At 59.2% G+C, this 20,437-nt stretch carries 15 protein-coding genes; 12 read left to right on the top strand and 3 right to left on the bottom strand.

The window, feature by feature from the left end; all coding sequences use genetic code 11:
• Positions 1-13 precede the first annotated feature (13 nt).
• The gene (locus tag QOL84_RS15710) at positions 14-955 is read left to right on the top strand and encodes an abortive infection family protein (RefSeq protein ID WP_283437790.1); all 942 of its coding nucleotides are present in this window, start codon (positions 14-16) and stop codon (positions 953-955) included.
• A gap of 257 nt (positions 956-1,212) precedes the next feature.
• Here the strand turns inward: QOL84_RS15710 and QOL84_RS15705 are convergent, their stop codons facing one another.
• Positions 1,213-2,160: a LysR family transcriptional regulator gene (locus QOL84_RS15705; RefSeq protein ID WP_283437789.1), complete on the bottom strand. Its 948-nt coding sequence runs from the start codon at positions 2,158-2,160 to the stop codon at positions 1,213-1,215.
• A 149-nt stretch (positions 2,161-2,309) separates the two neighbouring features.
• On the opposite strand from QOL84_RS15705, the gene QOL84_RS15700 reads away from it, so the two are divergent.
• Positions 2,310-3,836, top strand: coding sequence for a CoA-acylating methylmalonate-semialdehyde dehydrogenase (locus QOL84_RS15700; RefSeq protein WP_283437788.1), 1,527 nt, complete (start codon positions 2,310-2,312; stop codon positions 3,834-3,836).
• A gap of 9 nt (positions 3,837-3,845) precedes the next feature.
• Positions 3,846-4,733, top strand: coding sequence for a 3-hydroxyisobutyrate dehydrogenase (mmsB, locus tag QOL84_RS15695; RefSeq protein WP_283437787.1), 888 nt, complete (start codon positions 3,846-3,848; stop codon positions 4,731-4,733).
• 261 nt (positions 4,734-4,994) lie between these two features.
• Here mmsB and QOL84_RS15690 read toward each other — a convergent pair whose 3' ends face one another.
• Complete coding sequence (locus QOL84_RS15690) at positions 4,995-5,339, bottom strand: cupin domain-containing protein (RefSeq protein ID WP_008083343.1); 345 nt, start codon at positions 5,337-5,339, stop codon at positions 4,995-4,997.
• Between the two features lie 567 nt (positions 5,340-5,906).
• On the opposite strand from QOL84_RS15690, the gene QOL84_RS15685 reads away from it, so the two are divergent.
• The 5 genes from QOL84_RS15685 (at position 5,907) to rfbA (ending at position 12,459) form a co-directional block, all read left to right on the top strand.
• Entirely contained in the window at positions 5,907-6,878 is a 972-nt protein-coding gene (locus QOL84_RS15685) for an acyltransferase (RefSeq protein ID WP_283437786.1), read from the top strand.
• A 38-nt stretch (positions 6,879-6,916) separates the two neighbouring features.
• A complete protein-coding gene (locus QOL84_RS15680; protein WP_283437785.1) occupies positions 6,917-8,125 on the top strand; it encodes a glycosyltransferase family 28 protein in 1,209 nt (402 codons plus the stop codon).
• A gap of 22 nt (positions 8,126-8,147) precedes the next feature.
• Positions 8,148-10,325 (top strand): prenyltransferase/squalene oxidase repeat-containing protein, encoded by a 2,178-nt coding sequence (locus QOL84_RS15675; RefSeq protein ID WP_283437784.1) that lies wholly within the window; start codon positions 8,148-8,150, stop codon positions 10,323-10,325.
• A gap of 64 nt (positions 10,326-10,389) precedes the next feature.
• The gene (rfbB, locus tag QOL84_RS15670) at positions 10,390-11,472 is read left to right on the top strand and encodes a dTDP-glucose 4,6-dehydratase (protein ID WP_283437783.1); all 1,083 of its coding nucleotides are present in this window, start codon (positions 10,390-10,392) and stop codon (positions 11,470-11,472) included.
• Between the two features lie 63 nt (positions 11,473-11,535).
• On the top strand, positions 11,536-12,459 hold the full coding sequence (rfbA, locus tag QOL84_RS15665; RefSeq protein ID WP_129388750.1) for a glucose-1-phosphate thymidylyltransferase RfbA: 924 nt from the start codon (positions 11,536-11,538) through the stop codon (positions 12,457-12,459).
• 100 nt (positions 12,460-12,559) lie between these two features.
• Here the strand turns inward: rfbA and QOL84_RS15660 are convergent, their stop codons facing one another.
• A complete protein-coding gene (locus QOL84_RS15660) occupies positions 12,560-13,705 on the bottom strand; it encodes an LLM class flavin-dependent oxidoreductase (protein WP_283437782.1) in 1,146 nt (381 codons plus the stop codon).
• Between the two features lie 122 nt (positions 13,706-13,827).
• Between QOL84_RS15660 and QOL84_RS15655 the strand changes: the two genes are divergently transcribed.
• The 4 genes from QOL84_RS15655 (at position 13,828) to QOL84_RS15640 (ending at position 20,432) form a co-directional block, all read left to right on the top strand.
• Positions 13,828-14,736 (top strand): NAD(P)-dependent oxidoreductase, encoded by a 909-nt coding sequence (locus tag QOL84_RS15655; RefSeq protein ID WP_346772244.1) that lies wholly within the window; start codon positions 13,828-13,830, stop codon positions 14,734-14,736.
• Between the two features lie 228 nt (positions 14,737-14,964).
• Complete coding sequence (locus tag QOL84_RS15650; protein ID WP_129388759.1) at positions 14,965-16,122, top strand: acyl-CoA dehydrogenase family protein; 1,158 nt, start codon at positions 14,965-14,967, stop codon at positions 16,120-16,122.
• 135 nt (positions 16,123-16,257) lie between these two features.
• Positions 16,258-17,358: an efflux RND transporter periplasmic adaptor subunit gene (locus QOL84_RS15645; protein WP_283437781.1), complete on the top strand. Its 1,101-nt coding sequence runs from the start codon at positions 16,258-16,260 to the stop codon at positions 17,356-17,358.
• Complete coding sequence (locus tag QOL84_RS15640) at positions 17,355-20,432, top strand: MexW/MexI family multidrug efflux RND transporter permease subunit (protein WP_129388765.1); 3,078 nt, start codon at positions 17,355-17,357, stop codon at positions 20,430-20,432. Before QOL84_RS15645 ends, QOL84_RS15640 begins: the two co-directional genes overlap by 4 nt.
• Positions 20,433-20,437: the final 5 nt, after the last annotated feature.

The raw sequence follows: 20,437 nt of genomic DNA, 5'->3' as shown, positions 1-20,437 counted from the left end.
GGCGGGCCACGATATGCCGGTTTTTGACTTGTACTCTAAGCGTCAGCAGCGACTGCGCGGGGAGGTCAGTGATGTCTACGTTTATGACACTTTCACAAGCGAATTACGGGTCCAATTGGGGTACATGATTAAGGACTTGATAGGTGACGAATCCCACTACTACGGGATGCCTCAACCCAAAAGGGCTTACAACGACATCGTAAAGATCCTAAGAAAGGAGTATGGACGACAAACGCTGTGCGTCGGGGCTGCGTCGATTTATACCGGAAATGAATATCTGGATTTGCATAACTTTCTTCTTAGAGAGCTCAACGTTGAAAAGTGTCTCGACGCAGTTGAGCTTTGCTACGCGGTAGGCGACACAATGGGCAGATCGCCGTCGTACATGCACCGTAGCGATGCGAATGACCACGTTGACGATTGCATAAAGGAACTCAACATACGGTTCAGAGAAGCGGGCCGAGGCTATGAGTTGATTGACGGGAAAATTATCCGAGTAGACTCTCAGCTTCTCCATTCAGACGTCGTAAAGCCGGCCATTGGATTCCTTAATTCAGCGGGCTTTGAAGGGGCTCGTGATGAGTTTTTAGGTGCGTATGAGCATTATCGTCATGGGAATCACGAGGAAGCACTTGTCGATGCTCTCAAAGCTTTCGAAAGCACCATGAAGGTCATTTTAACCGCCAATAAAAAAGTCTACGGACCGGGCGATACCGCTTCGAAACTCATAGTGGCCTGTAAAGATGCAGGGTTGATGCCTGCTTATAACGAGGCGCAACTATCGGCATTGGTCAACGTGCTAACCAGCGGGATTCCGACCATTAGGAATAAAAATGGAGGACACGGCCAAGGGGAAGCGGTTAGAACCGTCGAGCCTGAAATCGTCGCTTACGGGCTACATCTGACAGCCTCCGCAGTTGTGATGCTGGCAGGACTTGAATCGAAACGAAGATGAACGCCTTTGAGAATCTGACAGAAAAATCTGAATGACCACCTCACTACGAGCGTGCCCGCGCATCCCCCCGTGGGTGCCCTCGCCTGAGCCTTATCGCGCCTGCGTGGGTCCTTATCGCGTGCCCATGCGCGCCTCTGGATGGGGGACTTTGAGGCTCTCTCAGGTGTTACAAGTCACGTATCAACCCCTGACACAAAACCTTGGCAAAGGCCTGCTGACCTCGTTACGATGCGGCCACCTGATTCCTTGAAACTCTGTCAGTCAGCGAACTGCATTTCGCCGGTCTGCCCCATCAGCAGCGCCTGATTGCGTTCGGTCACCTCGCGGATGTAATCCCACAACAGGGTAATCCGCTTGAGCTTGCGCAGATCCTCCCGGCAGTACATCCAGAACTGTCGGGTGATGTCGATCTCCTCCGGCAACACTGGCAGCAGGCGCGGATCCTGCGCGGCGAGGAAGCACGGCAGAATCGCCAGCGAGCGCCCTTGCTGCGCCGCGACGAATTGCGCGATCACGCTGGTGCTGCGCAAATTCGCGCTGGCGCCGGGCAGCACGTTGGCCAGATAAAGCAGCTCCGAGCTGAACGCCAGATCATCCACATAACTGATGAATTGATGCTTGCCCAAGTCTGCCGGGCGGCGGATCGGTGGGTGTTTGTCGAGATAGTCCTGGGTCGCGTAGAGCTGCAACCGATAGTCGCAGAGCTTGCAGCAGACGTACGGCCCATGCTCCGGCCGCTCCAGCGCAATGACGATGTCGGCCTCGCGCTTGGACAGGCTGATGAAATGCGGCAGCGGCAGGATGTCCACCGAGATGGCCGGGTAGGCGTCGACGAAATGGCTCAACTGCGGCGTGATGAAAAAACTGCCGAAACCTTCGGTGCAGCCCATGCGCACATGCCCGGACAGCGCCACGCCGGAACCGGAGACCTGCTCGCAGGCCATGTGCAGGGTGCTTTCGATTGACTCGGCGTAACCGAGCAAGCGCTGACCTTCGGTGGTCAGGACAAAGCCGCTGGTGCGCGACTTTTCGAACAGCAAAGTGCCGAGCGCCGCTTCCAGCGAACTGATCCGTCGCGACACCGTGGTGTAGTCGACGGCCAGGCGTTTGGCGGCAGTGCTGGCCTTGCGGGTACGGGCGACTTCGAGGAAAAACTTGAGGTCGTCCCAGTTCAGCGAGCCTAAAGAGGTGATGTTTTTTTGCATGATGGACTGGCTTATATGTGCGTTCTTATTAGAAGTTTGCACATCTATACTCCAAAAACAGTCCGACCACCAATTCGTGACACACGCCTCATCTCAAGGCGAACCCTTCGCCTTGGCTCCTACGATAAAAACAAGTTTCGGAGACCAGCATGAACGCATCGCTTACGCCCAACGAAACCACGCTGCAGAAGGTCAAGCTGCTGATCGACGGCGAATGGGTCGAATCGCAGACCACCGAATGGCACGACATCGTCAACCCGGCGACTCAGCAAGTGCTGGCGAGAGTACCGTTTGCCACCGCCGCTGAAGTCGATGCCGCCGTCAGCGCCGCCCAGCGTGCGTTCCAGACCTGGAAACTGACCCCGATCGGCGCGCGCATGCGCATCATGCTCAAGCTGCAAGCGCTGATCCGCGAACACTCCAAACGCATCGCCGTCGTCCTGAGCGCCGAGCAGGGCAAAACCATTGCCGACGCCGAGGGCGATATTTTCCGTGGCCTGGAAGTGGTCGAACACGCTTGCTCGATCGGCACTCTGCAAATGGGCGAGTTCGCCGAGAACGTCGCCGGCGGTGTTGATACTTACACGCTGCGCCAGCCAATCGGTGTGTGCGCCGGCATCACCCCGTTCAACTTCCCGGCGATGATTCCGCTGTGGATGTTCCCGATGGCCATCGCCTGCGGCAACACCTTCGTCTTGAAACCTTCGGAACAGGATCCGCTGTCGACCATGTTGCTGGTGGAACTGGCAGTCGAGGCGGGCGTTCCGGCCGGCGTGTTGAACGTGGTTCACGGCGGCAAAGACGTGGTCGATGGCTTGTGCACGCACAAGGACATCAAAGCAGTGTCGTTCGTCGGTTCGACGGCGGTCGGCACCCACGTTTACGACCTGGCCGGCAAGCACGGCAAACGCGTGCAATCGATGATGGGCGCGAAGAACCATGCCGTTGTCTTGGCCGACGCCAATCGTGAGCAAACGCTGAATGCGCTGGTCGGCGCCGGTTTCGGTGCGGCCGGGCAACGTTGCATGGCCACCTCGGTGGTGGTGCTGGTGGGCGCGGCGAAACAATGGTTGCCGGACCTGAAAGCGCTGGCACAGAAACTCACCGTCAACGCCGGCAGCGAGCCGGGCACCGATGTTGGCCCGGTGATTTCGAAGAAAGCCAAGGCGCGAATTCTCGATCTGATCGAAAGCGGCATCAAGGAAGGCGCCAAGCTGGAACTGGATGGCCGCGATATCAAGGTGCCGGGCTACGAGCAAGGCAACTTTGTCGGCCCGACCCTGTTCTCGGGCGTGAGCACCGACATGCAGATCTACACCCAGGAAATCTTCGGCCCAGTGCTGGTGGTGCTGGAAGTCGACACCCTTGATCAGGCGATTGCGCTGGTCAACGCCAACCCGTTCGGCAACGGCACCGGCCTGTTCACCCAGAGCGGTGCGGCGGCGCGTAAATTCCAGACTGAGATCGACGTCGGCCAGGTCGGTATCAACATCCCGATTCCAGTGCCGGTGCCGTTCTTCAGCTTCACCGGTTCGCGCGGCTCGAAACTCGGCGACCTCGGCCCGTACGGCAAGCAAGTGGTGCAGTTCTACACGCAGACCAAAACGGTCACGGCGCGCTGGTTCGATGACGACAGCGTCAACGACGGCGTCAACACCACCATTAACCTGCGCTGAGGAACGGCCATGAAAATCGCATTTATCGGGCTGGGCAACATGGGCGCGCCGATGGCGCGCAACCTGATCAAGGCCGGCCATTCGCTGAACCTGGTCGACCTGAACAAAACCGTGCTGGCGGAACTGGAGCAACTGGGCGGCAGCATTCGCGCTTCGGCGCGTGAAGCTGCTGAGGATGCTGAGCTGGTGATCACCATGTTGCCGGCGGCTGTGCATGTGCGCAGTGTCTGGCTCGGTGAGGACGGTGTGCTCGCCGGCATCGGCAAAGGCGTGCCGGCGGTGGATTGCAGCACGATTGATCCGCAGACCGCTCGCGATGTGGCAGTCGCTGCGGCGAAACAAGGCGTGGCCATGGCCGACGCGCCGGTGTCCGGTGGCACCGGTGGTGCGACCGCCGGGACGTTGACCTTCATGGTCGGCGCCACCCCGGAACTGTTCGCCACCCTGCAACCGGTGTTGGCGCAGATGGGCCGCAACATTGTCCATTGCGGTGAAGTCGGCACCGGGCAGATCGCCAAGATCTGCAACAACCTGCTGCTGGCGATCTCGATGGTCGGTGTCAGTGAAGCGATGGCGCTGGGCGATGCGCTGGGCATCGATACGTCGGTTCTGGCCGGCATCATCAACAGCTCGACCGGGCGCTGCTGGAGTTCGGAAATGTACAACCCGTGGCCGGGCATTGTTGAAACGGCGCCGGCATCGCGCGGCTATACCGGTGGTTTCGGTGCCGAGCTGATGCTCAAGGATCTCGGACTGGCGACGGAAGCGGCACGTCAGGCGCACCAACCGGTGTTGCTCGGCGCGGTGGCGCAGCAGTTGTATCAGGCGATGAGCCAGCGCGGTGACGGCGGGAAAGACTTCTCGGCGATCATCAACAGCTACCGCAAACCGCAATAGAGAGACAACGCTGGACAAACTGTGGGAGCTAGCCTGCTAGCGATGGCTGAGTGTCAGGCAACTTATTTTTGTCAGATCCACCGCAATCGCTAGCAGGCTAGCTCCCCCAGGGAATTGTGTGAACGTGGGATATTTGCCGGGAAATCATGTCGGGTGATTTCCCGGCTTTTTTGTGCGGCCGAAAAGATCGCAGCCTGCGGCAGTTCCTACAGGAACACATTCCCGTGTAGGAGCTGCCGCAGGCTGCGATCTTTTGCTTTATCAGGCGAACACGAAATACTTGCGCACGGTCTCGACCACTTCCCACGTGCCTTTCATCCCTGGCTCAATCACAAAGATGTCGCCAGCACGCAAGTGAATCGGCGCCATGCCGTCCGGGGTGATCACGCAGTAGCCTTCCTGGAAATGGCAGTACTCCCACTTCACATATTCGACGCGCCACTTGCCCGGTGTGCAGATCCACGTGCCCATGATCTTGCTGCCGTCTTCGCTGGTATAGGCGTTGAGGTTGACGGTGTGCGGGTCGCCTTCGAGTTTTTCCCACTTACAGGCGTCGAGTACCGGCAGGGGGTGGGTGTCACGCAGAACGGTGATGGGGGCGGACATGAAGGCTCCAGGCAAATGACGGATTGAACCGCCAACTTAGCGTCAGCTGGAGCGGCCCGGATGTCTGAGGTCGACCTCCTGATGCCTATGAGCGCTGAGCAGCAATGCTCGCGTAACAGTCAGTGTTGCACCATTGCCGTGCACATATGACGGAATTAATACTGCCATGCACCATAAAAGTTCAATAAATTTTTAGACTAAAACGAGATAACCATTCGGACACCTATTGCAAAAGAAAATCGTCTGTACTATAACATTCGTACTAAAGGACAATCCCACCCTGATGGAGTTACACCTGAGTCACGGACCGACTTGAATTCGTTTTTTCTCACACAGGCAACTGACTTGGCCATTGGCACAAGCGTGAGCTTTCACCTGTCGTTAAGTATTGACGATAACTGAATGGAACAGTCAGTTAATAAGTTGCGCGGACGCAATGTCTTGCGTGCTTTGAGAGAAGTTTTAAATAAATAGTTAATGATTGAGTTCGCATCGATTGACTGCGTGCGCGGGATATCTTTGTGCGTCAAATCACTTGTGCTTGGCATCATGGAATGAGGCTGGATTGTGGACGACGTAAACGTAATTGAAGTTTCGACGACAGTGGACAGTGGCAGCGTACTTGGCCGCCATGTCTGGGTGCGCGCTGGCACCCGTCTGCAAAATGTTCAGATCGGTGATGACTGTTTTATCGGTTTTCGCTGCGACGTGCAGTTTGCCGCAATCGGCACCTCCAGCATGTTGGCCACCGGTGTGCAATGCATGGGCACCGCGCAAGCCCCGATCCGTATTGCCGAGAATGTCTGGCTGGGCGCCAAGGTTGCCGTCAACGCTGGTGTCAGCATTGGCGCTGGCGCAGTGATCGCCGCCGGTGCGCTGGTCACCGCAGACGTGCCGGCCGACGCCATCATGGTGGGGCGCCCGGCGCGCTTCATCGGCTTCCGCTCGGTGGTCGAGGACGGTCGTCCGAGCCCGGAACAAGTGCTGGCAAAAGTCCGTGAAAGAGCCCGCTCGGGCTTGCCATCGATGCTCGATCGCTCAACGCAAGCGGTGGCCAGGCTCAAATCGTTGAACCCGGAAGCCGCCACCTGGGACATCAGTGACGACGCATTGATCGACGCTGAATTGCGCGGCGGTACATCGGCGGAAATCGCCCGCGACTGCATTCTGATCGGGCGCAGCAGCCGTCAGGGCGGGATGTCGCAGCTCGGCGGCATTGAGCTCGGCACGGGCGTCAGGCTCGGTGAAGGTGTGATCATCGAAGCCGCCGGCGGCGTGTCGATCGGCGCGTTCAGCGAGGTGGCGGCGGGCGCCACGATTGTTGCTTCAACCCACGATCATTCATTCCGCTCGTTGCCTTGGGAAGAGGCTCCCGTGCGGATAGGCAGTCGTTGCGTCATCGGTGAGGGCGCGCTCTTGGTTGGTCCACTGAGTGTTGGTGATGGTGCGGTTATAAAACCCCACTCAGTGGTTATAAGGGATGTATTGGAAAACACTGTGGTTCATGGCGTTGTTCAACTAATGGAGATTCAAGAATGATTTTATTTGCCCCTAATCCGACAGGTTCCGGTCATAACATGCGTGCGCTTTCCATCGCTCAGGCGATAAAAAAGCAAAGCCCGACTATGCCCCTGACCGTGGCGCTGGCTTCTTTGCAGCCGACATTCACGCCGCTGTTCGAACAGTCCGGCATCGAAGTGGTAGATATTGCCGGCCGTCTGGTGGATTACTCGAAAAAGAGCAACTTGTCGAAAGAACTCGACTGGAACAATTATATCGGCGGTTATATCGCCAATACTTTTCTGTCCGGTGAGCGAATCCTGTCTTATCTGGCGCTGATCGCCGAATACAAACCGAGCGTGCTGGTATCGGATTACAACATGGCCGCTTGCCTGGCAGCGATTTTCAGCGGTACGCCACTGGTGTTCGTCACCGAGCGCTATGACTTTACCCTTTGCCAGCTGGAAGACCATGACCTGGCCGACGGTGGCTTCGAGGTCAATGCTCTGGAGATGGCGCGTGCGCGTTCCGCACTGCACAGCCAGTTCAGCTGGATGATCAATCAGAGCCAACTGGTGCTGACCGACAAGCCGTATGTGGCAGCTCTTGATCAGGGCACACCGGTCGCCGAAGCGCTGGTCAGCGGCAAGGCGCACTTTGTCGGGCCGATGATTCGCGACATCAATGTGCAGAGCGGCCTGAACGTGCGTGAGCAACTGAACCTTGGCGATGCGCCGTTCATTGTCGCGTCCATCAGTGGCACGACGATGTTTGCGCAGAACAAGGATGCACTGCTCGCCGCTTACCTCGACAGCTTCAGGATCCTGCGTGAACGCAATCCGCAGCTGAAGTTGGTGCTGCTGGGGCGTCAGGATATTCAGGCGCAGGACGGTGTGGTTTGCGTGCCGTATTACCCGGACTGGATGGGCCTGTTGCGCGAAGCCGAACTGCTGATCTCGGCACCGGGCTGGATCACCGTAACGGAAATCGCCGCGTTGCAGATTCCGACCCTGTTCGTGCTGCCATCGAAGTCGGAGTACCACGAACTTGAAGCGTTGCGCCGCCTCGAACTGCTCGGTTTCCCGACCCACCTGGGGCACGACCGCGACCGTCTCGTCGAGCTGGTGCAAACCGAACTGGAGAAAGACACCCGCTCGCCGGCGTACTACGCGCCGCATCGACAAGTAGCGGCCCCGGATGGCGAAGGCGCGGCACGCGCAGCGACCCGTATCATCGAATTGTGCAACGACACGGTTGTGCCGCTGACCGAAAGCAAAGCGGCTTAACCTCAAGGAAGAGGGATTCACCATGGCGCTGCATCCGCAGTTTCAATTTGATCAAGGCCTCAAGGACATCGAATTCGGCGGTTTTTTTGCCGTCACCGATGCCAGTGGGAACGTCGCGATTTCCAGCGACAAGCAGTTGCAGGATCAGATCGACGCAACGCTCTATCAGGCCGAACACGGCGACGCTGCGCAGCTGCGTTTTGCCCATGAAGGGCTCATGCGTTTGCACGACGTCGCGAACGCAGGGTTTCATGAACTTGCCGATCGCTACTGGACGCCGCATGGTTCGGGCCGTTGCAGAACACTGGCGGTGCAGCTGGATGCGCTGGCAGCATTGATTGCCTATCAGCGTCGGGTACCCGAGGACGCCAGCAACCGCGCGGTGATTGCCGCCATGCTGGAGCGGGTCGAAGCGCTCTACGCCAGGTCTACGGTCGCCGGGTTATACACCAGCGACTGGTCGACGCCGCTGGAACTGGCGACGTCGATCGACCTCGACATCAGCGCCACGGCCCTGCTGGCGCGGATCGGCAACGAGCCTGTGGGCCTCGGTCTGATCGGGCATTTGCAAGTGCACGCAGAGAACCTGATTGCCCGCGTGGCCGGCAGCGATAGCGAGTCCTGTGTCGATGTCGCACTGAGCCGTTGCGCGGTGCGGGCGCAAGTCAGTCTGGTGCTGGCGCGTCTGGCCAGCGTGCGTGACGACAACGCGCTGGCGAATCTGGCGCGCTCGTTTCTGTTGCAGACCCTGGCGCTGTTCCGCGACCCGGCCTACGGCGGCTATTGGGATCGGGTCGGCATCAACGGTAAGGTTCGCTGCGACTGGCACACCTCCTACAAGCATCATGAGTCGCCATTTCCGATCAAGACGGCGTATGACGTGGCGTTGCTGTTGCAAGTGATCCAGGCCTTGCCGGGCGGCGCGAGCGACAGCGATCGGGCCTCGGTGACAGCCGCATTGCTGGAGTTTCACGACACCTGCAACGGTGGGCTGTTCATGGGTAAAGGCTATTTCTGGTCGACGCCCGATGACCCGACCGTGCCGTTCATTCGCCAGTTCTGGGCGCCGCCGCGTCAGCCGGGGATCTTCAGCATCGGCAACCTGACGTACTTGCCGCTGCACTTGAAGAGCCTGAAAACCCAGCTCGCCGCAGCCCATGCTTTGCAAGCCATTGCGCCGGCCAGCGTTGTGCAAGCGCACGACGATGCCGCGCTGGTAAGCCGCGAGCTGGAGGTGATCGATGGCGGCGGTGATGTGCAGGACATTCATCCGCGTGGCGTACCGTCGATCAATGTCGATCTGCAGCGCTATCTCGCGTGGCTGGCCAAGGCTCGGGCGTCCAACCAGACACCTTACGGGCTGACCGCCGAGACCACGCCGCTGGGCTTTCGCGCCGACAAGACGTGGCAGGTGTTTTCCGGTCTGCATGTGATCTCCGATCTGCATGCGCTGGGTCTGCAAATCGAAAACAAGGCGAGCCTGATCGACTGCATCCAGGCCTCGCAAAATATCGACGGTGGTTTTGCCGAACAGCCCGGGCACCTCAGTGATGTGTTCGCCACGTACTGTGCGGTGTTGTCGCTGCGCGTGCTGGGTGCGTTGCCGGCCGATGCCGAGGCTTGTGTCGGCTATCTGCAAGCGTGCCAGAACGCCGATGGCGGCTTCGGTGACGTGGCGGGTTTCGGTTCCGATATCTGGCACACCAACCTTGCCGTGCTGTCGTTGCACGCGCTCAGCGCCAAGGCGGCGGATGAGCAAGCGGTACTGGCGTTCGCCTTGCGCTGCCGCTCCGCTGGCGGCGGATTCGGCAACAAGCCGGGTTATCCACCGGACGCGTTTTCGGTGTACCGCGTGGTGTCCACGCTGTTCATTCTCAACCGGCGCATCGTCGACGCGCGGCAGACCGTGGCATGGCTGCAAAGCCTGCAACTGGAAAACGGCTCGTTCCACTATCGGCCGGGCAAAGCGGTCAGTCTGGTGGGTACTTACATGGCGATCGCGGCGATGTACCTGCTCGACGCTCAGCCGACTCATTTGCAGGCGTCGAAGGACTGGATCGCCTCTCACCAGAAACAGGACGGTGGTTTCGGCCCGCTCAACTCGACCTCGGCCACCACCGACGAAAGCTTCGTCTGCATTCAGACGCTGCTGATTCTTGAGCAAGGCCTGTCGCAATACTGGGTGGCATTGCTGAACTGAACCGCCCCTGAAGGCGGGCAGTATCGAAGGACTGTGAATCATCATTTTGCCAGGGGAGGCGCTGATGAAAATTTTAGTGACAGGGGGCGCGGGCTTTATCGGCTCGGCAGTGGTGCGGTTTCTGCTCAATGAGACCGACTGCGAAGTGATCAATGTCGACAAGTTGACCTACGCCGGCAATCTCGAGTCGTTGGCCGAGGTGGCGGACTCGCCGCGTTATCGTTTCTGCCAGGTGGACATTTGCGACAAGCCGGCGCTGGACGAAATCTTCGCGCGCCTGCAACCGGACGCGGTGATGCATCTGGCGGCTGAATCGCATGTGGATCGTTCGATCGACGGCCCGCAGGCCTTCATCGAAACCAACATCGTCGGCACTTACACCATGCTCGAAGCCGCACGCGGCTATTGGAACCGTCTGGACGCTGAGCGTCAGCAGGCGTTCCGCTTCCACCATATTTCCACCGACGAGGTTTACGGCGATCTGGAACCTGAAGATCCGGCGTTTACCGAGACGACCGCCTATGCGCCGAGTTCGCCCTATTCGGCGACCAAGGCCGGTTCGGATCATCTGGTACGCGCCTGGCATCGCACGTTTGGTTTGCCGGTGGTGATGAGCAATTGCTCGAACAATTACGGGCCTTATCACTTTCCGGAAAAACTCATTCCGCACGTGATTCTCAATGCACTGCAAGGCAAGCCGCTGCCGGTGTATGGCGACGGTGCGCAGATCCGCGACTGGCTGTTTGTCGAAGATCACGCCCGGGCGCTGTATGCGGTGGTCAGCAACGGTGAAGTGGGGCAGACCTACAACATCGGTGGCCACAACGAAAAAACCAATCTTGAAGTGGTGCACACCTTGTGCGATCTGCTTGAAGCACGTGGTGCGCAGAAGCCGGCCGGGGTCGCGCATTTCCGCGACCTGATCACCTTCGTCAAGGATCGTCCGGGCCACGACAAACGCTATGCCGTCGATGCCGGCAAGATTCAGGCGCAGTTGGGCTGGACGCCGCAGGAAACCTTCGAAAGCGGCATGAAAAAAACCGTCGACTGGTACCTCGACAATCGCGCCTGGTGGATTCGTGTGATCTCCGGCGCCTATGCCCTGGAACGCCTCGGCGATCATCTGCAAGAAGCCCGCGTGGCTTGAAATCAACTCCCGTTCAATGACGCCGGCTGGCGTCAGTCATCTATTGCTGAAAAGGAAACAGGCATGGCCAAGTACAAGGGAATTCTGCTGGCGGGCGGCGCTGGCTCGCGGTTGCATCCAATCACTCTGGGCGTCTCCAAACAGTCGCTGCCGGTGTATGACAAACCGATGATCTACTACCCGCTGTCGGTGCTGATGCTGGCGGAAATTCGCGAGATCCTGATCATCTCCACCCCCGAAGATCTGCCGGGTTTCCAGCGCATGCTCGGTGACGGCAGCCAATTGGGCCTGAGCCTGAGTTATGCCGTGCAACCGAGCCCGGACGGCCTGGCCCAGGCGTTCATCATCGGTCGCGAATTCGTCGGCGACGATAACGTCTGCCTGGTGCTCGGCGACAATATTTTCTACGGCGCCGGTTTCGGCGAAACGCTGTTGCAGGCCGCGACCCGCGAAGAGGGCGCGACCGTGTTCGGCTACTACGTGGCGGACCCTGAACGCTTCGGCGTAGTGGAATTCGATGCCAACGGCAAGGCCCTGAGCATTTGCGAAAAACCGAGCGAGCCGAAGTCCAACTTCGCCGTCACCGGCCTGTATTTCTACGACAACGAAGTGCTGCGCATTGCCGCCGAGATCCAGCCGTCGCCACGCGGCGAACTGGAAATTACCGACGTCAACAATGTCTACCTGCAACGTGGCCAATTGAACGTTTCGGTGATGGGCCGTGGCATGGCCTGGCTGGATACCGGGACTCACGACGCGTTGATGGAAGCGGGCAATTTTGTCCAGGCCATCGAGAAACGTCAGGGCCTGAAAATCGCCTGCCTCGAAGAGATTGCCTACAACAAGGGCTGGATCGATGACGCGCAGTTGCTGGTGCTGGCGGGCAGCATGAGCAAGACCGGTTACGGTCAGTATCTGGCGCGGTTGATCAACGATGATGTGCTGACAGTGCTGGATGCCCAGCGCTCGCTGAAGGGCGCGGCCTGATTGTTCAAAGCGTCAGGTGGAGCGAGTTTGCCGGCGAAGCGCTCGGCGGGGTCAACACCCCGCACGAGCGCCTTTGCGAGCACGCTCGCTTTCTGCGGTTTTAGTGGCCGGTGACGCTGTCCGCCTGGGCGGTTTTAGCGTTCGGGCGTTGGTCGGCAGGCGGCATCTGCAGCGATTGCAGATGTGCCAGGCGATTGGCGTGGGTCGGTGCTTCGGCGGCCAGCGGCGAGCGGCGTTTGCGGGTTTCTTCACGCAGCACCGGCAGCACTTCCTTGCCGAACATGTCGAGTTGTTCCAGCACGGTTTTCAACGGAATGCCGCCATGGTCGAACAGGAAGAGCTGGCGCTGATAGTCGCCGAAGTACTCGCGGAAGGTCAGTGTCTTGTCGATGATTTCCTGCGGGCTGCCGACGGCCAGTGGGGTCATCTCCATGAACTCTTCCAGGGATGGACCGTGGCCATACACCGGCGCGTTGTCGAAGTAGGGACGGAATTCGCGGCGGGCATCCTGAGAGTTGCGGCGCATGAAAATGTGCCCGCCGAGACCGACAATGGCTTGCTCCGGCGTGCCATGGCCGTAGTGGGCGAAACGCGCCCGATAGAACTCGACCAGAGCCATGAAATGCTCGCGCGGCCAGAGGATGTGGCTGGCGAAAAAACCGTCGCCGTAATACGCCGCTTGTTCGGCGATTTCCGGGGTGCGGATCGAGCCATGCCAGACGAAGGGCGGCAGGTCGTCCAGCGGGCGCGGAATGGACGTGAAGTTGTTCAACGGGGTGCGAAAGCGACCGCTCCAGTTGATGTCTTCTTCGCGCCAGAGCCGATGCAGCAGGCGATAGTTTTCCATCGCCAGCGGCAGGCCGTCGGTGATGCTTTTGCCGAACCATGGATAGACCGGTGCGGTGTTGCCGCGCCCGAGCATCAAGTCCATGCGCCCGCTGCAGAGGTTTTGCAGCAGCGAATATTCTTCGGCCAGGCGCACCGGGTCGTTGGTGCTGATGAGCGTGGTGGACGTCGATAAAATGATGCGCTGGGTTTTTGCGGCGATGTACGCCAGCAGCGTGGTGGGGGAGGAGGTGATGAACGGTGGGTTGTGATGCTCGCCGGTGGCGAAAACATCCAGACCGATGTCTTCGGCTTTCTGCGCAATTTGCAGGGTCGCCTGGATGCGTTCCGATTCGCTGGGGGTACGGGCGTTGGTAGGGTCTTGCGTGACGTCGCCAACGGTGTAGATCCCGAATTGCATAAAGCCTCCTTGCCTTGGGTAAAGGTTCGTTTGAAACCCTGCCGCGAAGGTTAAATCTTCGCGGCACTTGAAATGTACGCCTGTACACGTACAATCGCAATCGTGGATCATCGTTCGAACGGATTTCGAAGACCTCATCTAGACGGGAGCGCGACATGGAACTGGGATTTATCGGGTTGGGCACGATGGGCGCACCGATGGTGCTGAACCTGCTGAAGGCCGGGCATCGAGTGCGTGTGTGGAACCGCTCGGCAGCGCCGCTACAAGCATTGGTCGCTGCTGGCGCTGAAGCCGTCGACAGCCCGGCGCTTGCCGCTCGCGCCGAGGTGCTGATTTCGATGCTCGGCGACGACACCGCGATTCGTGCGGTGTTTCTCGATGCCGCTGCCATCGACGGTCTGGCGCCCGGCAGCATTCACGTCAACATGTCCACGGTGTCTGTCGCCCTGGCCCGGGAAATGGCCGCCCTGCACCAGGCGCGCGGTGTTGGTTATGTCTCGGCGCCGGTGTTGGGCCGGGTGGACGTCGCGGCGGCTGGCAACCTGAATATCCTCGCTTCCGGGGCCGCTGAGGCACTGGCGCGGGTGCAGCCATTGTTCGACGTGCTGGGGCGCAAGACCTGGCCGTTCGGCGCGGACGCTGAAAGCGCTTGCGTTGCCAAACTCTCGGCCAACCTGATGATTGCCGCCGCGATCGAAGCGACCGCCGAGGCCTCGACCCTGGCTACTGGTTACGGCATCAGCCGCGCGGATTTCATCGAGATGATCACCTCGACGCTGTTCGCGGTTCCGGTCTATCAGGGCTACGGCAAACTGATGGTCGACAAACAATTCGAGCCTGCCGGATTCAAACTGTCGCTGGGGCTCAAGGATGTGCGCCTGGCGCTGGAAGCCGGCGAAGCTGCGCAGGTGCCGCTGCCGTTTGCCAGTGTGTTGAAGGACAACCTGCTCGATGGCATGGCCCATGGTCAGGCCGATCAGGACTGGGCATCACTCTCGGAGGTCAGTGACCGACGCGCCGGCTCCCGGTAATAAATTAACTGTACAGACCGTAACTTGCGTGCAAGTTCGGCTGACACTTTACGCCTGGAGTTTTTGTCGGACAGTTATGGGTCTTTTACTGAAATATGCAAGAAGTCTGATAATAACGCTTGTCAATGTACGACTGTAGACGTACATTTTTATCGGGGTTTAACAACAATAAAATTCTGTCTGTTTTTTCATCTGCTGACCCTTAATAAATAATAGCTAGGAGCCGTTATGAAGAATCTAATGCAATGGAACAGCCTTCCCTCCGAATCCAGTGAATGGCTTGAGAAGGTACGTGCACTGAACCCGCTGATCGTTCAACACCGGGATTACAGCGAGCAGACGAACGCGACGCACAAGGATGTGATGTCTCAATTTTTCAAGGATGGTTTTGGCCGCACTTCGGTGTCCAAAGCGTTCGGCGGATCCCAGGTCGATATCCAGACCACCTCCGCCCTGTTGCTCGAATTTGCCCGTCACGACGCGTCGCTGTCCTGGCAGCTGGCGGTGCAGGTGGCCATGGGCCGACTCTCCGACTACTTGCCGGAAAGTACTTCTGAAGCGATCTACAGCCACTGCGACGGCTTTGTGATCGGCGCCATCCACTCCGGTGGCGAAGCGTTGCCGATGGGTGACGATTATCTGCTCAGCGGCCGTTGGGCATTCGCCAGCGGTTCGGCGCACGCCGACTGGCTGGTCTGCACCGCCACCGTCAAAGGCACCGAAAACAACACTACGCCAGAAGTGCGGATGTTCTTCGTGCCGGCCAGCCAATGCAAAATCCTCCCGACCTGGGACACCCTTGGCATGCGCGGCACCGGCAGCCATCACTTCGAATGCTCGCAGGTGCTGGTCAACAAAGCCTTCTCCCTCGACACCGAAAGCCTCAAGCAATCGCCCGAGGCGCGCAGCTCGCGTGCCTACGCCACCGGTTACTACGAGTTCGGCACACTGGCGGCGATGTCCACCGTACTGGGCGTGGCCCGGGCCGCAGTCGATCACTTCCGCAATGACCGCGCCGTGAATGCCGATCCAGGCCTTGAAGGGGTGATTTTCGAGAAAACCGGTCGCGCGATCTCGTCGGTGCACACCGCCCAGTTGCTGCTCGAAGACGCGATTCACCAAGTGATCAATCGCGGTGAAACCTTCGGTGAACCGGTCAGTGCACGGGTCGGTCTGGCGGCATCGGTACTCACCGAAAACTCGGTGAACGCGGTCAATCAGATCTTTTCGATGGCGGGTTCGAAGGCGGTTTACAAGTCGCATTTCCTCGAGCGTTGCTTCCGCGATATCCATACCGGTTCGAAGCACTTCACCTTGTCGCCTTTGAACTTGCACGGTATCGGTAAATATTATCTGGATAAAACCAATGCGCTGGCAGCGGCTTGACAGATAACTAACAAGACAGGCGCGTTAAACGTGAATTGCCACAGGGATATATAACGCGCCTGTTTTGTGCAACAGCCTTTATTTTCTTAATAACTGAACTTTTGTGCTCGCAATAAAGAGTCAAGGGAGTGCCATATGCTTGCCCGAAATATCATTAAATCGATTGTATTTCTTCTTCTTGTGCTGATCTTTTCCGCGGTGCTTGGCTGGCGCTTCTGGGCGCCACCGCAAGCGGCTGCCGACCAGCGCATCCCGAGTACTCGGGTCGGTCTGGCCGTGGCCACAAAACAACCGTACACCTACTACCTTGAAGCGATCGGCAAACTGGAAGCGCAGCGTCAGGTGCTGGTTTCGGCCGAAGTCAGCGGCAAAGTGGTGGACATCGATTTCGAGTCCGGCGATCAAGTGGCGGCGGGGCAGGTCCTGCTCAAACTCAATGACGCGCCGGAACAGGGCGAACTGGTACGCCTCAAGGGCGAGTTCGAATCGGCCAAGGCGCAGTTCACCCGCGTCCAGGAATTGGCCAAAACGGGTGCAGAAAGCCGTCGTGCCTTCGACAGTGCCCGTGCGCAATACGACGCGGCCAAAGGTGACATGGAACGGATGCAGGCGCAGATTGCCCAGCGGCATATCCGTGCACCATTTGCCGGCACCCTCGGTATCCGCCAGGCACACCTCGGCCAATATCTGCAGGCTGGCAGCGCCGTAGCGACCCTGACGGATCCCGGCGTGCTGCGGGTCAACTTCACCCTCGCCGAACGCGATGGCTCGCGGGTGCAACTGGGCCAGACGGTGCAGGCCAAGGTCGATGCCTGGGCAGACCAGACGTTTACCGGGAAGATCGTCGCGGTCGATCCGCAGATCAACCAGTCCCACACCATCAACGTGCAAGCGGTCATCACCGATACCAAAAAGCTTCTGCGTCCGGGCATGTATGCACGGGTTTCGGTGACGTTGCCGCAAACCGCCGAATTGCTCATCCCGGAAACCGCCATCACCTACAACGCCTATGGCGAGAGTGTGTTCTCGGTCTACACCGACGAAGCCGGTGTGCAGAAGGTCAAGCGTGAAAGCATCAAGGTCGGCGAGCGTCGCGATGGCTGGGCCGTAGTCGACAAGGGCTTGAACGACGGTGCGCAGGTGGTCACATCAGGGCAATTGAAACTGCATGACGGCGTCGCCGTGGAAGGTATCCCGGACACGATCGCTCTCAAACTCAGCGGGCTGGAAAAATGAATTTCACCGACCTCTTTCTTCGCCGGCCGGTGCTGGCCGTGGTGGTCAGCACGCTGATCCTGTTGTTCGGCGTCCGTGCGCTGATGAACCTGCCGATCCGCCAGTATCCGATGCTGGAAACGTCGACCATCACGGTCACGACCCAATATCCGGGTGCCTCTTCGGAGCTGATGCAAGGCTTCGTCACGCAGCCGATCAGCCAGGCGGTGGCCTCGGTCGAGGGCATCGATTATCTGTCTTCGGCGTCGACCCAGGGTCGCAGCCAGGTGACGATCCGCATGGCGCTCAACAGTGATTCCATCGCGGCGCTGACCGAGGTCATGGCCAAGGTCAACCAGATCAAATATCGCTTGCCCAAGGATGCCTACGACCCGGTGGTGGAGCGCACCTCGGGTGGTTTCACCAGCGTGGCTTACGTGGCGTTTGCCAGTTCCAACCTGACCATTCCGGAAATGTCGGACTACATTTCCCGCGTCGTTGAACCGATGTTCGCCGGCATCGAAGGCGTGGCCAAGATCAACATCATGGGCGAGCAGAAACTCTCCATGCGCCTGTGGCTCGACCCGCAACGTCTGGCCGGCTACGGCATGACCGGACAGGACGTTTCGACCGCCATCGAAGGCAACAACTTCCAGGCCGCACCCGGCCAGGTCAAAGGCTTGTATGTGGTCAGCAACCTGCGGGTCAACACTGACCTGAACAGCGTCGAAGACTTTCGCGACATGGTGCTGCGCAACGATAACGGCAACATCATCCGAGTGCGCGATGTCGGCACGGTCGAGCTGAATGCGGCGTCCACCGATACCAGCGGTGCAATGAGCGATGTGCCGGCGCTGTTCCTCGGTCTCGATGCGGCACCTACCGGCAACCCGCTGGTGATCGTCAAGCGCGTGCGTGAGTTGCTGCCACAGATCCAGGAAACCCTGCCACCGGGCGTGACCGTGCAGATTCCTTTCGAAGTCGCGCACTTCATTCAGTCGTCGATCGATGAGGTGTCTTACACCCTGCTCGAAGCGCTGGTGATCGTGGTGCTGGTGATCTACCTCTGCCTGGGCACGTTTCGCACGGTACTGATTCCGCTGGTGACGATTCCGTTGTCGATGCTCGGCGCGGCGATGCTCATGCAGATGTTCGGCTTCAGTCTCAATTTGCTGACATTGCTCGCCATGGTTCTGGCCATCGGACTGGTGGTGGACGACGCCATCGTCGTGGTGGAGAACGTCCACCGGCATATCGAGGAGGGCAAGACTCCGTTCGATGCGGCGCTGATCGGCGCGCGGGAAGTGGCCGGGCCGGTGGTGGCGATGACCTTCACGCTGGCGGCGGTGTATGCCCCGATCGGCTTGATGGGCGGCCTCACCGGTACGCTGTTCAAAGAATTCGCGTTGACCCTGGCCGGCGCCGTGGTGATTTCCGGCATCGTCGCGTTGACCTTGTCGCCGATCATGAGTACGCGTTTGCTGGATGCGAAAACCAGCGAAGGTTTCATGGCGGTCAAGGCTGATCGCTTCTTCCAGAACCTGTCGCGTCGTTACGGCGTGTTGCTCGGCGGTTCGCTGGCGCGGCGCTGGATCAGCCTGACCGTGGCCCTGGTGATCTTCTTCAGCCTGCCGTTTCTCTATCGCTCGGCGCAGACCGAACTGGCGCCGCTGGAAGACCAGAACATTCTGCTGACCGCGATCAAGGCACCGCAGCACGCCAACCTGAATTACCTCGAGGCCTACGCACACAAGCTCTACGAGACCTTCAACGAAATTCCCGAGGGCTATAGCAACTGGGTGGCCAACGGTACTGACGGCCTGTCCAACAGCGTCGGCGGGATCAACCTCGTGGACTGGGAAAAACGCGGCCGCGATGCCAATACCATTCAGCCGGATTTGCAGGCCAAGGTGAACCAGATCGAAGGCACGAGCATTTTCGTGTTCCAGATGCCACCTCTGCCGGGTTCCACCGGTGGCTTGCCGGTGCAGATGGTGATCCGCAGCGATCAGGATTACCTGGCGCTGTTCAACGTGATGGATCAGCTCAAGAAATCGGCGCAGGCCAGCGGTCTGTTCGCGGTGGTCGACAGCGATCTGGACTTCAACAATCCAGTGGTGGAGATTCAGGTCGATCGCGCCAAGGCGAACGCCCTGGGCATTCGCATGCAGGACATCGGCGAGACGCTGAACAGTCTGATCGGTGAGAAGTACGTCAACCGGTTCTCGTTCCACGGTCGCTCGTACGATGTGATTCCACAGTCGATCTCTTCGGACCGCCTGACCCCGGAAACACTCAAGCTCTATTACGTCAAAGACCAGAAGGGCAATCCGGTGCCGTTGTCGACGCTGGCAACCCTCAGCGTCAAGGTCGAGCCGAATCGCCTGACCCAGTTCAACCAACAGAACTCCGCGACGTTCCAGGCCATTCCGGCACCGGGCGTGACGCTGGGGGCTGCGGTGGAGTTCCTGCAAAAACAATCGGAAAGTTTCCCCGCCGGCTTCAGTTTCGACTGGCAGTCCGACGCGCGCCAATACGTACAGGAAGGCAACAGCCTGGCGTTCACCTTCGGTCTGGCCCTGGTGATCATCTACCTGGTGCTGAGCGTGCAGTACGAGAGCTTCCGCGATCCGTTCATCATCCTGATCAGCGTGCCGCTGTCGATCTGTGGCGCACTGGTGCCGCTGGCGCTGGGCATGACTTCGATGAACATCTACACGCAGATCGGTTTGATCACCCTGATCGGGCTGATCAGCAAGCACGGGATTCTGATGGTCGCGTTTGCCAACGAACTGCAGCGCAAGCAAGGCATGGATCGTGTGCAAGCCATTCAGCACGCCGCGCAAGTCCGCCTGCGGCCGATCCTGATGACCACTGCGGCGATGGTGGTCGGTCTGGCGCCGTTGCTGTTCGCCAGTGGTGCCGGCGCCAACAGCCGTTTTGGCCTGGGCCTGGTGATTGTGGTGGGGATGCTCATCGGTACGTTGTTCACCCTGTTCATTCTGCCGTCGGTCTACACCCTGCTGAGTTCGATCAAGCAGTCGGCCAGCGTCCCTGAAACCGCTTTGGCCAGTGCGCCGCAAACCACCTTCTGAGGACG

It is taken from the genome of Pseudomonas helmanticensis (assembly GCF_900182985.1).
Lineage (GTDB): Bacteria > Pseudomonadota > Gammaproteobacteria > Pseudomonadales > Pseudomonadaceae > Aquipseudomonas > Aquipseudomonas helmanticensis.
Note: the sequence above shows the minus strand (reverse complement) of the source record. Positions and strands in the feature narration are given on the sequence as shown.

Excerpts from the sequence above, each read along its gene's own strand:
- QOL84_RS15690 (WP_008083343.1), bottom strand. The coding sequence starts at position 5,339 with ATGTCCGCCCCCATCACCGTTCTGCGTGACACCCACCCCCTGCCGGTA.
- QOL84_RS15705 (WP_283437789.1), bottom strand. The coding sequence starts at position 2,160 with ATGCAAAAAAACATCACCTCTTTAGGCTCGCTGAACTGGGACGACCTC.
- QOL84_RS15640 (WP_129388765.1), top strand. The coding sequence starts at position 17,355 with ATGAATTTCACCGACCTCTTTCTTCGCCGGCCGGTGCTGGCCGTGGTG.
- QOL84_RS15645 (WP_283437781.1), top strand. The coding sequence starts at position 16,258 with ATGCTTGCCCGAAATATCATTAAATCGATTGTATTTCTTCTTCTTGTG.
- QOL84_RS15680 (WP_283437785.1), top strand. The coding sequence starts at position 6,917 with ATGCGTGCGCTTTCCATCGCTCAGGCGATAAAAAAGCAAAGCCCGACT.
- QOL84_RS15675 (WP_283437784.1), top strand. The coding sequence starts at position 8,148 with ATGGCGCTGCATCCGCAGTTTCAATTTGATCAAGGCCTCAAGGACATC.
- QOL84_RS15660 (WP_283437782.1), bottom strand. The coding sequence starts at position 13,705 with ATGCAATTCGGGATCTACACCGTTGGCGACGTCACGCAAGACCCTACC.
- rfbA (WP_129388750.1), top strand. The coding sequence starts at position 11,536 with ATGGCCAAGTACAAGGGAATTCTGCTGGCGGGCGGCGCTGGCTCGCGG.
- QOL84_RS15710 (WP_283437790.1), top strand. The coding sequence starts at position 14 with ATGCCGGTTTTTGACTTGTACTCTAAGCGTCAGCAGCGACTGCGCGGG.
- QOL84_RS15650 (WP_129388759.1), top strand. The coding sequence starts at position 14,965 with ATGAAGAATCTAATGCAATGGAACAGCCTTCCCTCCGAATCCAGTGAA.
- QOL84_RS15700 (WP_283437788.1), top strand. The coding sequence starts at position 2,310 with ATGAACGCATCGCTTACGCCCAACGAAACCACGCTGCAGAAGGTCAAG.
- rfbB (WP_283437783.1), top strand. The coding sequence starts at position 10,390 with ATGAAAATTTTAGTGACAGGGGGCGCGGGCTTTATCGGCTCGGCAGTG.
- mmsB (WP_283437787.1), top strand. The coding sequence starts at position 3,846 with ATGAAAATCGCATTTATCGGGCTGGGCAACATGGGCGCGCCGATGGCG.